Consider the following 17,910-nt stretch of genomic DNA (forward strand, 5'->3'; position numbering starts at 1 on the left):
ACCCTGATGATTTCTCGCCCAGTCGAAAAGAATGGTACCCGAGGTTCCGCACGCGAATTGCTTGCGCGAAATAACTAAATTCGCGGCCATATCGTGACAAACCGCGGCATGTCAACAATAGTGCACGTCAAAACTAGATCGTTTCCCTTGCGACGCGCAGAAAAGATCATTCCGCACTCGTGCGCGCTTTCAATCGCCCGCAAATACACCCTTTCGGGTGACGAGATGACAGTACCGCCGCGGCCGGGTCCGTCGATGGACTGTCCAAAGTAGACCGCGGTGGCGCGCCGCCGCGACGAGGACGAAAAGAAGCGACGGAAGTCCCCGCGATCGAGGCAAACTGGCCCCGTGTGCGGTCGCCGTGCTCGCGGGAGGATGGCGCGGTGACCGTGTTCAGTGCGCTGCTCCTGCTCCTGGCCCTCGCCGGACCTCCCGCCGAAGGGGCCGGTCGCCCGCTGGTCAAGATCCACGAGGTGCTCGGCGGGCGGGCGGGCTATCTCGACCTCCACAACACCGGCTCCGGCACGGCGGAACTCGGCGGATGGACCGTCCAATCCTGCGACGGGCACGCGGTTCCCACCGAACTCGCCACGTTACCGGCGGGCAGCGCGCTCGCCCCCGGCGCGCATTTCCTGGTCGTCGGCCTCGACTTCGGCGGAACCGCAGCCCAGCAGGTAGTGGTGCCTTCGATCACCGGCACCGGCGAGACCCTGCTGGACCGGCGGCGCGCCCGTGTCGACAGCGTCGCATGGGACCCCGCGTCACCATGCCGCGAGAAAGACGCCGCGGTGCCCTGCCCGGGGCTCGCCGAATCGAGGGACGCGTTCAGCAGGGACACCGACGACAACCGAGCCGACTTCGGGTGCGTGCCACCGGCGGACAGCCGCCAGTACCGCGGTTCCCTTCCCTGAGCCCGGCTCACCGACGCAGGCGGTCGGTCAGTCGGTGAGTTCGACGCGCACCGAGAGCAGGTCCGTGCCGACCGCACGGACCGCGGCGCTGTTAAGCCGCGGCAGCTTCCGCAGCCGGGCAGCGGCGTCGTCCTCGGGGACCAGGTGGGCGACACCGTGCTGCCAGCGCCCTCCGATGCGCACGCGCACCTCGGGTTCGGCGAGGATGTTGCGCACGTACTGGGACCTGTGGCCGTGTTCGGAGACGAACCAGAAGTCCCGCCCGGTGCGACGCCCGCCGATGGGTGTCCGCCTCGGCCGACCGGACTTCCGGCCCGTGGTCTCCAGGAGGCATTGGCCGCGCAGCCGGGTGGTCACCGGGTTGGCGACCCAGCGCTGCAGTGCCGTGACCGCACGGAACTTGAGATCGGATGGACGCGGCATGCGCCCGACCCTACCAAGATCGCCGTCGGCAGCGCGGCTCGCGCAGCTCACCCGGATCCGGATTCACGACCGGCGCCCGGCCGTTCCCGCGAAGCGTCTTTTCCGGGCGGTCCCGCGGCATTCGCCCGGTGACGTGAGGAATTCGGTCACGCCGCGGGCCACCTCGTGGATCGGCAAGCGGTTGTTCCTGGCGAGCCTGCGCAGCCGCGCGAACGCCTCGGGAAGGGAGATCCCGTGGCGGCCGGCGAGCACGCCCTTGGCCTGTTCGATCACGATCCGGGTCCGCAGCGCCGTGGTCAACTGCTCGGTGAGGGTGCGCAGGCGGTGCCGGTCACGCCAGTGCCAGAGCCCGACGCCCGCCGCGGCGGCGAGCAGCCGCGAGGACATCTCGATCTCGTCCACCGCCACACCGGAATGGCAGTACAGGGCGAGGGCGCCCAGCACGTCGTCGCCGCGTTTGAGCGGTATCGCGCACACCCCGCTGATACCGCGCTGGAGCGCGGCTCTGGCGAACTCCGGCCACCGCCGCTCCGCGTGGAGGTCTCGCACGGTCACGGTGGTCGCGGTGCGACCGGATTCCCACACCGGGCCGGTGCCGCCCGTCGCGATGGCCTGGGCCGGCAGGGTTCGCGCCCACTCCGGGGCCGCCGCGGTCACCGCCAGGTTCCCGTCGTCGTCCTTGAGGATCACCGCGGCACCGGCGATGGGCAGCAGCCTGGCGCAACACCGGGCCAGCCTGCGGGAGAACTCCTGGAGGTCGTCGATATCGGCGGTGTCCGCCAAGTCCACGAGAACACCGGCCGGTACCTCGTTTCCTGACGTCACGTTCCGCTCCCCTGATGCTTCGTCAGCGCGAAGGCGGTCACGTGCTCCAGGTTGCCCACGCAGGAGCCGCGGAACACTACAGCAATCCGGTGAAATCGCCGCTCTCTCGCGCGGAACAGTCGCCCGCGCCGATTCGGCGGCTCAGCCCGGTTCCGCTTTCACGGCGAACCGATCACCGTCTCGGCGTACCGGTGCGCCGGGGCACCGAGGCGTTCGTGCAGCGCGAAGAAGAGGTCGGCGGCCTGTGCTCCCCGCCAGTCGCCGGGGAGCAGGTCGGCGGGTAATCCCGGGTCCAGATAAGGAAGTCGCCGCCAGTGGGTGAGGACCTGCACGTAGTCCGCGAAGGCCGCTTCGTCGTCGTCGCGTCGTTTCCGGCGCCACCGCGCCGAAACCGGGCGGTACTCCGCGGCGAACTCGGCGTACATCCGTTCGAGCGCGTCGAGATCCCACCACCGGGCCACCCGCTCCGGTGCCGGGCGGAAGGCGACGTACTCGGCGCGGAACAGATCGACGTAGTCGGCCAGCCCGTCGGCGGCCAGCGCGTCGCGCGCCGCTGGTTCGATGTGGACCGGCGCGATCCAGACGCCGGAGGCGACCGTGCCGAAACCCAGCCAGGACAGCCGCGACCGCAGCCGATGCCGCTTCTCGCGCTCGGACTCGGGGACGCTGAACACCGCGACGAGCCAGCCGTCGCCCGCGTCTGCGCGGTGCCGGTCGAAGATGCGCCGGTCGCCCTCGACGAGGATCGCGCGGCCCCGCTCCGAAAGCGCGTACCCGGCGGCTCCGGAAACCTTGCGGGCGACCAGGACGCCGCGGCGCTTGAGCCGGGAGATCGACGAGCGGACCGCGGACTCGTCGACCCCGACGGTGGCCATGAGCCGGATCAGCACGCTCACGCTGAGCGCCCCGCCCACTTCGCGCGCGTACAGGCCGTAGAGCGTGACGATCAGGGCGCGCGGCTGGATCGGCTTCAGCAGGCCAGCGGTGTCACTTCGCCGGAGTTCGGGCACGCACGGGAGTCTAGCCGGATCGCATATGTCGTGGCATTGACTGCCGTCATCAACGATGCATACCCTCGATGGAGCCCCCGTGGGGGTCCTGCCGCCGGGAAGGACGCCATGCCGCCTTCAGCCTCCGCCCACGTCGACACCTTCTGCCGGGACAACCTGCCTGCCGAGCGGGACTGGCCCGAGCTGTCCTTCGACCTCGCCGGTCTGCGGTATCCCCCTCGGCTCAACTGCGCGGCCGCGCTGCTCGACGAGGTCGCGGACCTCCTCGGCGCCGACCGGGCCTGCCTGCTCGCGCCCGGCTCCGCGCCGTGGACCTACGGCGAGCTGCGCCGCACCTCGAACCGGATCGCCAGGGTGCTGGCCGAAGACCACGGGATCGTGCCGGGCAACCGCGTCCTGCTCCGCGGCCCGAACACCCCGTGGCTGGTCGCGTGCTGGTTCGGCGTGCTGAAGGCGGGCGCCGTCCCCGTCACCACGATGCCGATGCTCCGCGAAACCGAACTGGCCGTCATCGCCGAGATCGCGGCGGTCGACTTCGCGCTGTGCGACACCCGGTTCACCGGCGCGCTCAGGTCGTCGGGCGTTCCGGGGCTCCGCATCGTCGAGTACGGCGGCGAAAACGACCTGGTCGCGGCGATCGGCGGCAAGCCGGCGGAGTTCACCCCGGTCGACACCGCGGCCGACGACGTGGCACTGCTCGCCTTCACCTCCGGGACGACCGGCCGTCCCAAAGCGACCGCGCACTTCCACCGCGACGTGCTGGCGATCGCCGACACGTTCTCCGCGCACGTGCTCAAGCCCCGGCCCGCCGATGTCTTCACGGGCACCGCGCCGCTGGCGTTCACGTTCGGTCTCGGCGGTTCGGTCGTCTTCCCGTTGCGGGTGGGCGCTTCGACCGTGCTGATCGAGAAGGCGACGCCCGACCGGCTCGCCGAACTGATCTCCCAGTACGGGGTTTCGGTGTGCTTCACCGCACCGACGGCGTACCGGGCCATGCTCGCGTCGGGAAAGGCCGACCGGCTCTCGACGCTGCGCCGCGCGGTGTCCGCGGGCGAGCACCTGCCCGCGGACACGTGGCAGTCCGTTTTCGACGCGACCGGGATCAGGCTCATCAACGGCCTCGGGGCCACCGAGATGCTGCACATCTTCGTCGCCTCCGCCGACGACGACATCCGGCCCGGCGCCACCGGTCGCGCGGTACCGGGGTACGCCGCGGCGGTGCTCGACGAGCGCGGGAACCCGCGACCCGCGGGCACCCCGGGCAGGCTCGCGGTCAAGGGGCCCACCGGCTGCCGCTACCTGGCCGACCCGCGGCAGCGCGCCTACGTGCGGGACGGCTGGAACATCACCGGTGACACCTTCGTCCAGGACGCCGACGGCTACTTCTGGTACCAGGCCCGCACCGACGACATGATCGTGTCCTCGGGCTACAACATCGCCGCGCCCGAGGTCGAGCAGGCGCTGCTCGCGCATCCGGACGTGCTGGAGTGCGGCGTCACCGGTCTCCCCGACGAGGCGCGCGGCCAGCTCGTCACCGCGTTCGTGGTGCCGCGCGAGGGAATCAGCGATGACGACGAAACCGTCGTGCGGCTGCAGGAGTTCGTCAAAGCGCGCATCGCGCCGTACAAGTACCCCCGCCGCGTGGTCTTCGTCGACGCGCTGCCCAAGACCGCCACCGGCAAGCTGCAGCGCTACCGGCTCCGGGAAATGGCACCGTAGCTCAGTGGTGCGCCATCGCCGCCCGCAGCCACCACGCGGCGAAGCCGCTGATCTTGGCGTCCACCACCAGCGGCCGATCGAGCCCAGCGGCGACTCGCGTCGCCACCTCGTCCAGATCGGCCCTCGTGCGCACGGTGACCGCGTCGCAGCCGTAACCCCGCGCGATCGCGGCCAGGTCCGTGTCCGGGAACGTCACGGTGCCGGTCGGTTCCCCGGCGGGTTCGAAGAAGTAGACCTCGGCGCCGTAGGCGTGGTCGTTGTAGACGACGATCAGCATCGGCAGGTTCAGCCGCACCACGGTCTCGAGTTCGGCGATGCCCATCAGGAACCCGCCGTCGCCGCACGCCGCGACCGGGAAGCGGTCCGGCTGGGCCAGCGCCGCGCCGGTCGCGGTCGCCAGCCCGAGGCCGATCGACTGGAACGCCTGGGTGAAGCAGAACCCGTTCTCGTCTGGGACGTCGAGGTACATGGTCGGATACCCCATGAAGTTCCCCGAATCCACGCCGACGACGCGGTCGTCCGGCACGATCTCGTCCAGCGCGGCCGACAGCGTGCGGGGGTCGATCACGTCGGCGGTGCCCGTGTCCTCGTGCGCGTGGTCGCGCCAGCGGATCTCGTTCGCGATCCGCGTCCGCACTTCGGCGGTGCGGTAGCCGCGGCGACCGTCGAGCCGCCGGGTGACGGCCTCGGCGGTGCCCGCGACGTCGCCGACGATGCCCAGCGCCACCGGCCGGTGGCGCCCGAGCGCGGCGGGATCCAGATCGACCTGCACGAGCGTGGTTCCCGGCCCGAGCAGCCTTCCGTGCGCGGTCGTCCAGTCGTTGAGCGCGGAACCCCAGCCGACCACGAGATCGGCGCCGCGGACGAGTTCGACGGTCAGCGGCGAGGAAAACCCTCCGGACACACCGATCCCCCACGGTTCGCCGGTGAACAGTCCTTTCGCGACGGCGCCCTCGGCGAGCAGCGCTCCGCACAGATCCGCCAGTTCCACCAACGCTTTCCGTGCCGAGCGCGCGCCACGGCCGCACAGGAACACCGGACGTTCCGCCTGTCGCAACGCGGCGGCGAGCGCTTCGACGTCTTCGTCGGCCGCACGCGGGTGCGGCAGCGGCTCGATCGCGGTCAGCCCGTCGAGGAGGCGTTCGTCGAACGGCTCCGCCTGCACGTCGAGCGGAAGTCGCAAAAGGACGGTCCGCCGGTCCCGCCTCGCCACCGTGAACGCGCGCCGCACGTCCGCGAGCGCGCTCTCCGCGGAGCGGACCGCGACGCTGACCGCGCCCACGGCGCGCGCGAGGCCATCTTGGTCGAGGTGGAAGTTGGACAGCGGATCGGTGGCCTCGCCGGTGACCGCGATCAGCGGCGTCCGGCTCTTCGCGGCCTCGCCGAGCCCGGTGGTCGCGTTGGCGAGCCCGCATCCTTGGTGCACCGAAACCACGGCGACTTCGCCGCTGCACCGGGCGTACGCGTCCGCCATCGTGGTCGCGCCGCCCTCATGGCGGGCCGCGACGAACCCGGCGCCGCCGCGGACGAGTCCGTTGGTGACGTGGAAGTTCCCGCTCCCGACGACCCCGAACGCCTGCCGGACACCGAAGCGGACGAGCGCGGCGCCGACGGCCTTTGCCACGTTCACGAGTCGCCATCCCCGCCGGGCACCACCGCGAGCACCCGCGCCGGGCTGCCGGTCCCGCCGACGATCGGCAGCGGGCACACCACGACGAGCGCGCCCGACGGCGGCAGCGAACCGAGGTTCCGCAACGAGGTGATGCCGTACTTGTCGGCGCCGAGGAGGTGGTGGTGCGCGGGCATCGGCGGGTCGAGCGCGAACCCGTTGCCCGCGTCGATCCCGACGGTTTCCACGCCGTAGCCCGCGATCGGCGCCTCCTCGGCGAGCCAGCGCGCCGCGGCGGCCGAGATGCCGGGAGTGTGGCTGACCCCGTCCGTGGTGTTGAGGAACGCCTCCCTGTCGTGGCCGTAGCGCTCCCAGCCGGACCGGACCAGCAGCCACCCGCCGTCGCGCAGCGGCCCGTGCTCGGTTTCCCACGCGCGGATGTCGTCGATCTCCAGCAGGAAGTCCGGATCCTCGGCCACCCGCGCGGAGACGTCGAGGACGTGCGCTGGCCCGATCAGCCGGGCGACCGGGACCTCGGACACGTCGGCGCCGTCGCGGTTGGAGATCCAGTGCCGCGGCGCGTCGAGGTGGGTGCCGATGTGCTCACCGGTGTGGATGTTGTTGTGCCGCCACAGCGGACCGGCGTCGTCGAACTCGCTGACGCCTTCGAGGCTGAAGTCGATGAGGTTCGCGTACGGGGCGGGCAGCCGCAGCGTCGGCGTGTCCGCGCTGAGCTTCGTGGTGAGGTCGACGACCCGCAGCCCGCCGTCGGCGAGGCAGGTCAGGAACTTCTCGACCGCGGTCTCGGCGGAGGTGCTCATGGATGCGTCCTCTCGTATCGCGGGCTGGTGACGATCGTTGACACCCACGGTAGACCGGCCCTACGGTACCGTGTTCAATCGTACTGACGGGACAGTCAACTGGAGCGACGCGGACATGGCAAGAACGGACACCGGACCGGACGGGCTGGGCGAGCGCATTCGGCGTATCCGTACCGAGAAATCGCTGTCGATCCGCGAGCTGGCCGAGCTGGCCGACGTGTCGACGGGGTTGATCAGCCAGGTTGAACGCGGGATCACCGACCCCAGCCTGCAAACCGCTCGCGCGCTGGCGAAAGCGCTGCGAACACCGCTGTTCGACCTGTTCGCCGAACCGGACCGGTCCGAGGTGGCCGTGGTGCGCAAGGACCGCAGGCTCCGGCAGCAGTCGCCGCACGGCGAGATCTGCTACGAACGCGTGTCCCCCGGTTCCGGGCGGCTCGAACTGCTCGAAGGGACGTTGAAACCGGGTGGCGTGTCCTCGGACGAGCCGTGGACGCATCCTTCGCAGGAGTGCGTGGTCGTCACGCAGGGGACGCTCGTGGTCGAGGTCGACGGCGCCGAGCACCGGCTCGCCACCGGCGATTCGTGCTACTTCGACTCGCGGCTGCCGCACCGCTACCGCAACGACGGCCCCGGCCCCGCCACGTTCTTCGCGGCGATCACCCCGCCCAGCTACTGACCCCGAACGGAGCGTCGTGACCGACCACCCGAGCCCGGCCGCCTTCCGGGCGCGCTTCCCCGCCCTCGCCGACACGGTGCACCTCGCCAGTTGCAGCCAGGGCGCCCTTTCCGACGCGCTCACGGCCGAGCTTTTCGAGTTCCAGCACACGATCCGCGAACACGGGGCGCCGTGGGACAGCTGGATGGCGAAGGTCGCCGAAGCGAGAGCGTCGTTCGCCCGGCTGATCGGCGCGGACTCCGACGACATCGCCGTGGTGCCGTCGGCGTCCGAAGGGGCCTACCAGGTCGCGTCGACGCAGTCGTGGGACGAGCGGCCGGGCCTGGTCACGACCGACCTGGAATTCCCGTCGCTGGCTCACGTCTGGCTCGCCCAGCGGGGCCGCGGCGCCGACGTCCGGTACGTCCCGCACCACGACGGGCTCGTCGACGCCGAGGACTACGCCGCCCAGCTCACCGGCGACACGCGGCTCGTGTCGGTGCCTTTGATCAGCTACGCCAACGGGGTCCGGTTCGAAGTGTCCGACATCGTCGCGCTGGCACGGGAAAGTGGCGCGCGCACGTTCGTCGACGCCTACCAGGGCCTCGGCGTCGAACCGGTCGACGTGGCCGAGCTCGGCTGCGACTACCTCGTGAGCGGCAGCCTGAAGTACCTGCTCGGCATTTCCGGGATCGCGTTCCTGTACGTCCGGCCCGGCCTGCGCGACGACGTTTCCCCGCCGCTGACGGGCTGGTTCGGCCGGACGAACCCGTTCGAGTTCGACCCGCGCCACCTCGACTACCCCGAGCACGCGCGCCGGTTCGAGACCGGGACGCCGTCGATCCCGTCGGCCTACGGCGCGGTCGCCGGGCTGTCGCTGGTGCACCGGCTGGACGCGAACCGCGTGCGCGACCACCTCCGCGTGCTCACGGGCAAGCTGCAGCAGCGGTTGCTCGACGCGGGAGAACGCCTGCGGTCGCCGCTGACCGACGAGCGGCGCGGCCCGCTCGTCGCCCTCGTCGACACCGACCCCGACGCGCTGGCGGCGTTCCTCGCCGCGCGGCGGATCGTGTGCAGCGCCCGCGGCGACGTGCTGCGGATGTCCTTTCACTACTACAACGACGAATCCGATCTCGACGCCGTCGTACGGGCGATCGCCGAGTACCGCGCGAGCCAGTAGGGAGTCCGGCATGGCGCAAACGCACCGGCTGCGGCGAAGGCTGCGGAGCAGGCAGCTGACCATGATCGGCATCGGCGGGGCCATCGGCACCGGCCTGTTCCTCGGTTCGAGCCTGGCGATCTCGCACGCCGGACCGGCCGTCGTGCTCGCCTATGTCCTTTGTGGACTCGTGGCGCTGGTGATCTCGTGGGCGCTCGCCGAGATGGTCGTGGTGCACCCGGCCGCGGGCGCGTTCGGCAGTATCGCCCAGAAGTATCTCGGCGTCGGCAGCGGTTTCGTGGTGCGCTGGGCGTACTGGGCGATGCAGGTGATCGCGGTCGGCGGTGAGACGATCGCGGCGGGCGTGTACGTCCAGTACTGGTGGCCGCGGATTCCGCTCTGGCTCCCGGTCGCGGTGTTCTCGCTGCTGGTGATCGCGGTCAACGCCGCGGCGGTGCACGTCTTCGGCGAGTTCGAGTACTGGTTCTCGATGATCAAGGTCTGCGCGATCCTGGTGTTCGTCGTACTCGGGCTGGTGCTGGTGTTCTTCGGACTGCCGCACGCCCCCGCGACGGGCACGGCGAACCTGACCACCGGCGGCGGTTTCCTGCCCAACGGCGTGTCCGGCCTGCTGCTGGCGATGGTCTTCGTGCTGTTCAGCTACATCGGCACGGAGGTCGTCTCGGTCACCGCGGCCGAATCGGAGAACCCCGCCCGCGACGTCCCGCGCGCGGCGAGGGCGATGGTGCTGCGGCTGGGCCTGTTCTACGTCGCGGCGATGCTCGTGGTCGTCCTCGTCGTGCCGTGGACGGTGACCAGCGCGGGCGGCTCGATCACCGCGAGCCCGTTCGTGCGCGTGTTCACCTCGGCCGGGGTGCCCGCCGCGGCGACCGTGATGAACTTCGTCGTCCTCACGGCCGCGCTCTCGAGCGCGAACACGAACCTCTACCTCACCACGCGGATGCTGCACTCCCTCGCCGAGCACCGGTTCGCCCCGGCCTGGGCGGGCAGGCTGACCCGTGCCGGGGTACCGCGCAACGCGCTCGTGCTGTCCACCGCCGGGCTCGTCATCGCGACGGTGCTGTCGAAGAACTCCGAGTCCGGCGCCTACCTCGTGCTGTTCGGGATCTCGATCTTCGCCGCGATGGTGGTGTGGATGATCATCCTGGTCACGCACCTGGCGTTCCGGATCCGGCGGCGCCGCGCGGGCCTGCCCCCGTCGCCGGTCCGGCTGCGGGGCGCGCCGGTGGTCAACGTCGTCGTCATCGCGTTCCTCGCCACGGTGCTGGTCTCCACGTTCTGGATCGACGGGCTCGACCCCGCGTGGAAGTTCGGCATCCCGTTCTTCGTCCTGCTGGTGGCGGCCTACCAGGTGCTGCGCCTGACCGGGCGGAGCAGGCACGCGCACGAAGCGGATCTCGAAGACTCCACGCTCACCGCTCGCGAAGAATCCCCCTGAGCAAGGTCACGACGGCGCGAGCCCGCAACGGGCCGTCGCGCGCCCCGACGCCGGGGGTACCGAGTTGCCTCAGGATCGAATGATCTACCGCCGCGGCGCCCCCGGGTGGTTCCATCCGGGATGTCGGCCGCTCAGGACGACCCCGACCAGGCCAGTGCGAGTGGCGCCGGTACCGGCCGCCGTTCACGCCATGGCGTCGTCATTTCGTGGAGAGGTATGTTCTCGATGTCCCAGCGAGCTATGCGCACCGGTCTGTGGCTGGTGGGCGCCAAAGGATCGGTAGCGACCACGGCCGTGGTCGGGCTGCTGGCGTTGCGCGCCGGAATCGCCGAACCGACCGGCTGCGTCAGTGAACTGCCCGAGTTCGCCCAGGTTCCCTTGCCCGCGTGGGACGACATCGTGGTCGGTGGCCACGACATCGCGCACACCTCGCTGGAGAAGCGAGCGGAGCAGCTGGCCGACGCCGGGTTGTTCGGCCACGCGGTACGGTCGGCCGTCCGCGACGGCTTGGCCGCCATCGATGCCGAGATCCGCGACGGCTACCACCCCGCCGCCCACACCGGCTCGCAGGCCTCCGCGAGCGAACGGCTGTCCGGGGACATCCGGTCGTTCGCGTCCCGGCACGACCTGGACCGTGTGGTCGTGGTCAACCTCGCCTCCACCGAGGCACCGGTCCCCGCGCTGCCCGAGCACGCCGACCTCGCGCTGCTCGAAGCCGCGCTTCAGGACACGGCGCGCGCCGTGCTCCCGCCCAGCTCGCTGATGGCGTACGCGGCGCTGCGCGCGGGTAGCCCCTACGTCGAGTTCACCCCTTCACCGGGGATCACCCTGCCCGCACTGCGCGGCCTTGCCGCGGAACTGGGGCTGCCGTACGCGGGCAGCGACGGCAAGACCGGCGAAACGCTGCTGCGGACCGTGCTCGCCCCGATGTTCACCTCGCGCGCGCTGCGGGTCCGGTCGTGGTCGGGCACCAACCTGCTCGGCGGTGGTGACGGCGAAACCCTCGGCGACCCGGCGAAGGTGCACAGCAAGCTCGAATCGAAGGCCCGCGGCCTCGCCGCGCTGCTCGGCGGCGAGGTCACCGCGCCACTGCACATCGACAACGTGCCCGATCTCGGCGAAACGAAAACCGCGTGGGACAACGTGTCGTTCGAAGGCTTCCTCGGCGCGCGCATGTGCCTGCAGTTCACCTGGACCGGGTACGACTCGGCGCTGGCCGCACCGCTGGTGCTCGACCTCGCCCGGTTCACCGCCGCCGCGCACGCGGCAGGAAGGACCGGCGCGCTGGGCGAACTGGGCTTCTTCTTCAAGGACCCGCTCGGCGGCGACGAGCACCGGTTCGCCGAGCAGACCCGGATCCTGCGGGACTGGGCGGGCGCGTTGTGAGCCGGATCCGCACGCTCGCCGAGCTGGTCCGCGCCCCCGCCGCCCTCACTGTGCTCGGGGACACGGTGGCGGGCGCGGCCGCGGCGAAGAACCCGCTGCGGGGCCGGAACTGGGTACTGCCCTTGGCGTCGACCGCGTTCTACTGGGCGGGGATGGCGCTCAACGACTGGGCGGATCGCGAACTGGACGCCGTCGAACGGCCCGAGCGGCCCATTCCGTCCGGGCGCATTTCCGCCGAGGGGGCACTGGCCGTCGGCGGGACACTGATCGTGGCCGGTCTGGGTCTCGCCGCGCTCGGCGGTGGCAAGCGGGCGCTGAAGACGGCGGTGCCGCTGGCCGGCGCGGTCTGCGCCTACGACACGCTGCTGAAGCCGACCCCGGCCGGTCCGATCGGCATGGCCGCGTGCCGCGCGCTCGACACGATGCTCGGCGCGGGCGGCGATATCCGTGCGGGCCGCGCGGCGGCCGCCGCGCTCGCCGTGCACACGCTCGGCGTCACCGCCCTGTCCACCGGCGAGGTACGCGGTTCCGCACCCGCCACCGCGCGGGCGGCACTGGTCACCAGCCGCGCGGCCACCGCACTCGCGGTCGGCGGTTCCGCGCGCTCCGGCTGGCACCGGCTCGCCTCCCTCGCCGCGGGCGCCGGGTACGCCGGACTGGTCGGCCGCGCGCAGGCCGCGGCGATCACCGATCCGTCGGGACCGGTGGTGCGCGAGGCCACCAAGACCGGCATCCACGGGATGGTGCCGTTGCAGGCCGCCATCACCGCGCGCGGTTCCGTCCTCGAGGCCGCGCTGGTCGCCGCGGCGCTGCCCCTCGCGCGCAAGCTGTCGCGAAAGGTAAGTCCCACATGACCTTCTCACTCGGCTACGGCACCAACGGCTTCGCCGACCACCACCTGCACGACGCGCTCGCCGTGCTCGCCGATCTCGGGTACACCGGCGTCGCGCTCACGCTCGACCACGGCCGTCTCAACCCCTACGACGACGACCTGCCCGCGCGGATCGACCGCCTCGCCGCCCGGCTCTCCTCGCTCGGACTGACCACGGTGGTCATCGAGTCCGGCGCGCGCTACCTGCTCGATCCGTGGCACAAGCACCACCCGACACTGCTTTCCGACGATCCCGCGCCCCGCATCGACTTCCTGGAACGGGGAATGCGGATCGCGGCCGAGCTCGGCGCCGACTGCGTTTCGTTCTGGTCCGGTGCCAAGCCGGCCGGCCTCGACGACGAGACCGCCGCGGCCCGCCTTCGCGAAGGTGTCAAGAACCTGCTTTCCGCCGCGGAGGCGCGGGGAGTCCGGTTGGGCATGGAACCGGAGCCGGGGCATTTCGTCCAGCACCTGAGCCAGGTGCTGGAACTGCGGGAGCAGCTCGGCGAGCACGAGCTGTTCGGCGTCACGCTCGACGTCGGCCACTGCGTCGCGGTCGAACCGGCCGACGCCGCCGAATGCGTGCGCCGGGCCGGATCGCTGCTGTTCAACGTCCAGCTCGACGACATGCTCCCCGGAGTCCACGAACACCTCGAGTTCGGCGACGGGCAGCTCGACCTCCCCGCGACGCTCGCCGCGCTGGACCGGATCGGGTACACCGGGCTGGCCGCGGTCGAACTGCCGCGGCACAGCCACGCCGCTCCCGAGGTCGCGGCGCGCGCGTTCCGCGCGTTGTCCTCGGCGATGCCCGCGAAGGCCGAGCACCCCTGGGTCACCGGGGCGCTGGCCGTGATCCGGGACGAACCCGCCGCGATCGGAAGGCTGTTCCCCGCGGCGGGCCGGGGCGTCGGCCGCGCCTCGGTCGACGCCGCCGATCCGCGCGGCCTGATCGCGGGCACGGCCGACGACCGCGCTCGCGTCCGGATGCTCACCGAACTGGCCGCGGTGCTCGACGCCGAGGCGCTCGCCGCCAAGCTGGCCGAGCTCTACCGGTACGGTGACGACGCCGAACGCCGCGGCGTGCTGCGCGGGCTCGACGCGCTGTGCGACGCCGAGCCCGCCGTCGCCGACACCGGGCGCCTGCTGATCGCCGATGCGTTGCGCACCAACGACATCCGCTTGGTCGCCGCCGCCATGGGGGAATTCGCCGCACGCCACCTCGATGCCCATTCGTGGCGCCACGGCGTGGTGAAGTGCCTGTTCGCCGGGGTGCCGCTGGCCGCGGTCGCGGAGCTGGACCACCACATCGACGCCGAGCTGTGCCGCATGGTCTCGGACTACGCGGCGGAGCGGAGCGCGGCGGGTCGCGAAGTTCCCGCCGACGCACTCGCCGTTCTGGGAAGGGTGAAGCACTGATGCGGATATTCGACCCGCACATCCACATGACCTCGCGCACCACCGACGACTACGAGGCGATGCACGCGGCCGGCGTGCGCGCGCTCGTCGAGCCCGCGTTCTGGCTCGGGCAGCCGCGCACCGGTGTCGCTTCGTTCACCGACTACTTCGACTCGCTGATCGGCTGGGAGCGCTTCCGCGCGGCCCAGTTCGGCATCCGCCACCACTGCACGATCGCGCTGAACCCCAAGGAGGCCAACGATCCGCGCTGCCGCGAGGTGCTCGACGTGCTGCCCCGCTACCTGGCTAAGGACGGTGTGGTCGCGGTCGGCGAGGTCGGCTACGACTCGATGACCCGGGACGAGGACGAGGTGTTCGCCCGCCAGCTGGAGCTGGCCAAGGACCACGAGCTGCCGGTACTGGTGCACACCCCGCACCGGGACAAGCTCGAGGGCACCAAGCGGACGCTGGACCTGGTGCGCGAGTCCGGCATCCCGGTCGAGCGCGTGCTGGTCGACCACCTCAACGAGGTCACCGTGGACATCGTGGCCGATTCCGGGGCGTGGCTGGGCTTTTCCGTCTACCCCGACACCAAGATGGACGAGCACCGGATGGTGACGATCCTGCGGGAGCACGGCCTGGCGCGCAAGATCGTCAACTCCGCCGCCGACTGGGGTCGCTCGGATCCGTTGAAAACACTGAAGACCGGGCAGGCGATGCTCGCCAGCGGGTACGACGAGTCCGATGTGGACACCGTGCTCTGGCAGAACCCGGTGGACTTCTTCGCGCAGAGCGGCAGGCTGACGCTCGACCCGCTGCCCGGGTTCGAGGGCGCCGCGGGCGAGTTCGAGGGCAATTCCGTGCTCCGGGGCGGGCGCGAATGATCTCCTACTGCACCAACGTGCACCCGGCCGAAGACCTCGAAGGCATACTCGCCCAGCTCGACCGCTATTCGGTCCGCGTGCGCGAGTATTGCGACGAGGACCTGCTCGGTGTCGGGCTGTGGCTTGCCGCGCCGGTCGCGCGCGGGCTCGCCGAAAACCGCGACGTGCTGGCGAAGTTCCGTGCGGAACTCGACGCGCGCGGGCTCGGGGTGTGCACGCTCAACGCCTTCCCGTACGGCGGTTTCCACGACGAGGTGGTCAAACGCGCGGTCTACCATCCGAAGTGGACGGAGCGGGCGCGCCTGCGGTACACGCTCGACTGCGTGACCGTGCTGGGCGGGCTGCTCGCCGAGGACGCGGCGTACGGCAGCATTTCGACCTTGCCACTGGCCTGGCGCGAACCGTGGGCCCCGGCGGACGACGACGCGGCCACGCGGGCGCTCGCCACGCTGACCGAGGTGCTCGACCGCGGCGAACGCCCGATCCGGCTGGCCGTCGAACCCGAGCCCGGCTGTGTGCTGGACACCGTCGCCGACGCGCTGCGCTGGTTGTCCGGCAGGGTCGATCCGGCGCACATCGGGCTCTGCCTGGACACCTGCCACCTCGCGGTGTCCTTCGCCGACCCGGCGGCCACCCTGCGGCAGATCGCCGAAGCCGGGTTCGACGTGGTGAAGGTGCAGGCGTCGGCCGCACTGCACGTCGCCGAGCCCGCGGCCGAGTGCGCGCGGGCCGCGCTGGCCGCCTTCGCCGAACCGCGGTACCTGCACCAGGTGCGCGAACGCGCGGCGGACGGCACGGTGCTGGCCTCGGACGACCTGCCCGCGGCCGATCTCCCCGCGCGGGGGCCGTGGCGCGTCCACTTCCACGTTCCCCTGCACACCGCCCCGCCCGCGCCGCTGAGCGGCACCACCGATGTGCTGCGCGCGGTGTTCGCCGGGCTCCGCGGAGACCCGCACGTCGAGGTCGAGACCTACACCTGGACCGTGCTGCCGGGCGGGGTGGACGACCTCGCCCGCGGCATCGCCGCCGAGCTGCGCTGGGCGCGCGGGGAACTGGACTCCGGAAGGGCCGCTTCATGAAACCCCTCGTGGTGCTCGACGTCGTAGGGCTGACCCCCAAGGCGCTGCGGCACATGCCGCGGTTGGCCGCGCTGGCCGACCGCGGCTGGCTGGCCGAGCTGGGCACCGTGCTGCCCGCGGTCACGTGCAGCGCCCAGTCCACCTTCCTCACCGGGCTGCTGCCCGCCCGGCACGGCATCGTCGGCAACGGCTGGTACTTCCGCGATCTCGGCGAGATCTTCCTGTGGCGCCAGCACAACCGGCTCGTACGGGGCGAAAAGCTCTGGGAGACCGCGCGTTCCGCGTGCCACGGCTACACCTCGGCCAACGTGTGCTGGTGGTACGCGATGGGCATGACCACCGACGTCACCGTGACCCCCCGGCCGATCTACCACGCCGACGGCCGCAAGTCGCCCGACGCCTACGTGCGCCCGGCCGGGCTGCACGACCAGCTGACCGCGGAGCTGGGAACCTTCCCGCTGTTCCAGTACTGGGGCCCGACGGCGTCACTGGCCTCCAGCAGGTGGATCATCGGCGCCGCCCGCAAACTGCTCAGGGAACGCAGTCCCGATCTCCTCCTGACCTACGTGCCGCACCTGGACTACGACCACCAGCGCTTCGGCCCGGACGACCCGCGTTCGGCGGCCGCCGCACGCGAACTGGACGACGCGCTGGCCCCGCTGCTCGACGACGCGCTCGACCGGGGTGCCTCCGTGGTCGCGCTCAGCGAATACGGCATCACCGGCGTCAGCCGCCCGGTCGACATCAACCGCGCGCTACGCCGCGAGGGCGTGCTGGAGGTCTACACCCAGGCCGGTATGGAGTACCTCGACCCGTGGGCGTCGCGAGCCTTCGCCGTCGCCGATCACCAGGTCGCGCAGGTCTACGTGCGGGACCCCGCCGATCTGGCACGGGTGCGGGCGGTGCTCGGCGAGCTGGCCGGGGTGGACGAGGTCCTCGACCGCGAGGCGCAGGCCAGGTACGGCCTCGACCACGAGCGCGCCGGTGACCTGGTCGCGGTGGCCGAACCGGACGCGTGGTTCACCTACTACTACTGGACCGACGACGACCGCGCGCCGGACTTCGCGCGCGGCGTGGAGATCCACCGCAAACCGGGCTACGACCCGGCGGAGCTGTTCTTCGACCCCGCGGACCGGCTCGCGAAGGCCAAGGCGGGGGTGAACCTGGCGAAGAAGTTCGCCGGGCTGCGGTACGCGATGAACGTGGTCCCCACCGATCCGCGCTGGGTGCGCGGTTCGCACGGCAGGCTGCCGGACAATGCCGGGGACGGTCCGGTGCTGCTCTGCTCGGACCGCGCCGCCGAGCCGCCAGGCAGGCTGGCCGCCACCGAGGTGCACCCGCTGCTGCTGTCCCTGCAGGGGTTCCGCTGACGACCGAGACCGTCCACAGTGTCCGTCCGGTGTGGAGTGTCAGAGCTCCGGGCGGGGGAAGGGAAACGGGCGGCAGTGCTCGCACCCGAGCCCGTACGACAGGTCCTCCGTCGACGATCGTGTCGCGACATCCGCGAAATGGCTCGCGATCGCCTGCAGGATCTCGTTGGCCGATCGGAGCTCCGCCGCTTCCCGCTCCAGGCGGACGATCCGGAGATCGGTCACGTTCGAGGTGGTGTGGTCCGGCTCCGCCCGTTCCGGCGGGCGCCCGTCGCCGTGCTCCCGGTTCCAGGGCTGCGCCATGACATCCTCCTCGTTCACTGTGGCTCGG

At 71.4% G+C, this 17,910-nt stretch carries 17 protein-coding genes; 11 read left to right on the plus strand and 6 right to left on the minus strand.

Going from position 1 to position 17,910, the window contains the following annotated elements:
• Window positions 1-383: 383 nt before the first annotated feature.
• Window positions 384-911, plus strand: a complete 528-nt coding sequence (locus tag HUW46_RS47435) for a lamin tail domain-containing protein (RefSeq protein ID WP_215545160.1) — start codon at window positions 384-386, stop codon at window positions 909-911.
• A gap of 27 nt (window positions 912-938) precedes the next feature.
• On the opposite strand, the gene HUW46_RS47440 is transcribed toward HUW46_RS47435, so the two are convergent.
• The 3 genes from HUW46_RS47440 to HUW46_RS47450 all read right to left on the minus strand — a co-directional run bounded on the left by HUW46_RS47440 (window position 939) and on the right by HUW46_RS47450 (window position 3,169).
• Complete coding sequence (locus HUW46_RS47440) at window positions 939-1,334, minus strand: nitroreductase/quinone reductase family protein (RefSeq protein ID WP_215545161.1); 396 nt, start codon at window positions 1,332-1,334, stop codon at window positions 939-941.
• 63 nt (window positions 1,335-1,397) lie between these two features.
• Complete coding sequence (locus HUW46_RS47445; protein WP_215545162.1) at window positions 1,398-2,159, minus strand: GAF and ANTAR domain-containing protein; 762 nt, start codon at window positions 2,157-2,159, stop codon at window positions 1,398-1,400.
• A 158-nt stretch (window positions 2,160-2,317) separates the two neighbouring features.
• Window positions 2,318-3,169: a PaaX family transcriptional regulator gene (locus tag HUW46_RS47450; RefSeq protein ID WP_254125621.1), complete on the minus strand. Its 852-nt coding sequence runs from the start codon at window positions 3,167-3,169 to the stop codon at window positions 2,318-2,320.
• 108 nt (window positions 3,170-3,277) lie between these two features.
• Between HUW46_RS47450 and HUW46_RS47455 the strand changes: the two genes are divergently transcribed.
• Window positions 3,278-4,888 carry an AMP-binding protein gene (locus HUW46_RS47455; RefSeq protein WP_215545163.1) on the plus strand — a complete coding sequence of 537 codons (1,611 nt, stop codon included), beginning with the start codon at window positions 3,278-3,280 and terminating at the stop codon, window positions 4,886-4,888.
• 1 nt (window position 4,889) lies between these two features.
• Here HUW46_RS47455 and HUW46_RS47460 read toward each other — a convergent pair whose 3' ends face one another.
• Both HUW46_RS47460 and HUW46_RS47465 read right to left on the minus strand, forming a co-directional pair.
• Window positions 4,890-6,518 (minus strand): thiamine pyrophosphate-binding protein, encoded by a 1,629-nt coding sequence (locus tag HUW46_RS47460; RefSeq protein ID WP_215545164.1) that lies wholly within the window; start codon window positions 6,516-6,518, stop codon window positions 4,890-4,892.
• A complete protein-coding gene (locus HUW46_RS47465; RefSeq protein WP_215545165.1) occupies window positions 6,515-7,318 on the minus strand; it encodes a cyclase family protein in 804 nt (267 codons plus the stop codon). Before HUW46_RS47465 ends, HUW46_RS47460 begins: the two co-directional genes overlap by 4 nt.
• 115 nt (window positions 7,319-7,433) lie before the next feature.
• Between HUW46_RS47465 and HUW46_RS47470 the strand changes: the two genes are divergently transcribed.
• The 9 genes from HUW46_RS47470 (at window position 7,434) to HUW46_RS47510 (ending at window position 17,579) form a co-directional block, all read left to right on the plus strand.
• On the plus strand, window positions 7,434-7,997 hold the full coding sequence (locus HUW46_RS47470) for a helix-turn-helix domain-containing protein (RefSeq protein WP_215545166.1): 564 nt from the start codon (window positions 7,434-7,436) through the stop codon (window positions 7,995-7,997).
• Between the two features lie 16 nt (window positions 7,998-8,013).
• Window positions 8,014-9,156, plus strand: coding sequence for an aminotransferase class V-fold PLP-dependent enzyme (locus HUW46_RS47475; protein WP_215545167.1), 1,143 nt, complete (start codon window positions 8,014-8,016; stop codon window positions 9,154-9,156).
• A gap of 10 nt (window positions 9,157-9,166) precedes the next feature.
• Complete coding sequence (locus HUW46_RS47480; RefSeq protein ID WP_215545168.1) at window positions 9,167-10,594, plus strand: amino acid permease; 1,428 nt, start codon at window positions 9,167-9,169, stop codon at window positions 10,592-10,594.
• 225 nt (window positions 10,595-10,819) lie between these two features.
• Window positions 10,820-11,980, plus strand: a complete 1,161-nt coding sequence (locus tag HUW46_RS47485; protein ID WP_254125624.1) for an inositol-3-phosphate synthase — start codon at window positions 10,820-10,822, stop codon at window positions 11,978-11,980.
• Window positions 11,981-11,985: 5 nt separating this feature from the next.
• A complete protein-coding gene (locus HUW46_RS47490) occupies window positions 11,986-12,834 on the plus strand; it encodes an SCO3242 family prenyltransferase (protein ID WP_215550523.1) in 849 nt (282 codons plus the stop codon).
• Window positions 12,831-14,267: an EboA domain-containing protein gene (locus HUW46_RS47495; RefSeq protein WP_215545169.1), complete on the plus strand. Its 1,437-nt coding sequence runs from the start codon at window positions 12,831-12,833 to the stop codon at window positions 14,265-14,267. Before HUW46_RS47490 ends, HUW46_RS47495 begins: the two co-directional genes overlap by 4 nt.
• Entirely contained in the window at window positions 14,267-15,130 is an 864-nt protein-coding gene (locus tag HUW46_RS47500; RefSeq protein ID WP_215545170.1) for a TatD family hydrolase, read from the plus strand. The genes HUW46_RS47495 and HUW46_RS47500 overlap by 1 nt, the downstream gene beginning before the upstream one ends.
• A complete protein-coding gene (gene eboE / locus HUW46_RS47505) occupies window positions 15,127-16,209 on the plus strand; it encodes a metabolite traffic protein EboE (RefSeq protein ID WP_215545171.1) in 1,083 nt (360 codons plus the stop codon). Before HUW46_RS47500 ends, eboE begins: the two co-directional genes overlap by 4 nt.
• Window positions 16,206-17,579 carry an alkaline phosphatase family protein gene (locus tag HUW46_RS47510; protein ID WP_215545172.1) on the plus strand — a complete coding sequence of 458 codons (1,374 nt, stop codon included), beginning with the start codon at window positions 16,206-16,208 and terminating at the stop codon, window positions 17,577-17,579. Before eboE ends, HUW46_RS47510 begins: the two co-directional genes overlap by 4 nt.
• Window positions 17,580-17,618: 39 nt before the next feature.
• Here the strand turns inward: HUW46_RS47510 and HUW46_RS47515 are convergent, their stop codons facing one another.
• A complete protein-coding gene (locus tag HUW46_RS47515; RefSeq protein ID WP_215545173.1) occupies window positions 17,619-17,882 on the minus strand; it encodes a hypothetical protein in 264 nt (87 codons plus the stop codon).
• Window positions 17,883-17,910: the final 28 nt, after the last annotated feature.

This window comes from Amycolatopsis sp. CA-230715 (assembly GCF_018736145.1).
Lineage (GTDB): Bacteria > Actinomycetota > Actinomycetes > Mycobacteriales > Pseudonocardiaceae > Amycolatopsis.

Bases quoted from the DNA above. Each gene is read 5' to 3' on its own strand.
- HUW46_RS47495 (WP_215545169.1), top strand. From the start codon at position 12,831: ATGACCTTCTCACTCGGCTACGGCACCAACGGCTTCGCCGACCACCAC.
- HUW46_RS47485 (WP_254125624.1), top strand. From the start codon at position 10,820: ATGTCCCAGCGAGCTATGCGCACCGGTCTGTGGCTGGTGGGCGCCAAA.
- eboE (WP_215545171.1), top strand. From the start codon at position 15,127: ATGATCTCCTACTGCACCAACGTGCACCCGGCCGAAGACCTCGAAGGC.
- HUW46_RS47515 (WP_215545173.1), bottom strand. From the start codon at position 17,882: ATGGCGCAGCCCTGGAACCGGGAGCACGGCGACGGGCGCCCGCCGGAA.
- HUW46_RS47500 (WP_215545170.1), top strand. From the start codon at position 14,267: ATGCGGATATTCGACCCGCACATCCACATGACCTCGCGCACCACCGAC.
- HUW46_RS47470 (WP_215545166.1), top strand. From the start codon at position 7,434: ATGGCAAGAACGGACACCGGACCGGACGGGCTGGGCGAGCGCATTCGG.
- HUW46_RS47455 (WP_215545163.1), top strand. From the start codon at position 3,278: ATGCCGCCTTCAGCCTCCGCCCACGTCGACACCTTCTGCCGGGACAAC.
- HUW46_RS47510 (WP_215545172.1), top strand. From the start codon at position 16,206: ATGAAACCCCTCGTGGTGCTCGACGTCGTAGGGCTGACCCCCAAGGCG.
- HUW46_RS47465 (WP_215545165.1), bottom strand. From the start codon at position 7,318: ATGAGCACCTCCGCCGAGACCGCGGTCGAGAAGTTCCTGACCTGCCTC.
- HUW46_RS47480 (WP_215545168.1), top strand. From the start codon at position 9,167: ATGGCGCAAACGCACCGGCTGCGGCGAAGGCTGCGGAGCAGGCAGCTG.
- HUW46_RS47440 (WP_215545161.1), bottom strand. From the start codon at position 1,334: ATGCCGCGTCCATCCGATCTCAAGTTCCGTGCGGTCACGGCACTGCAG.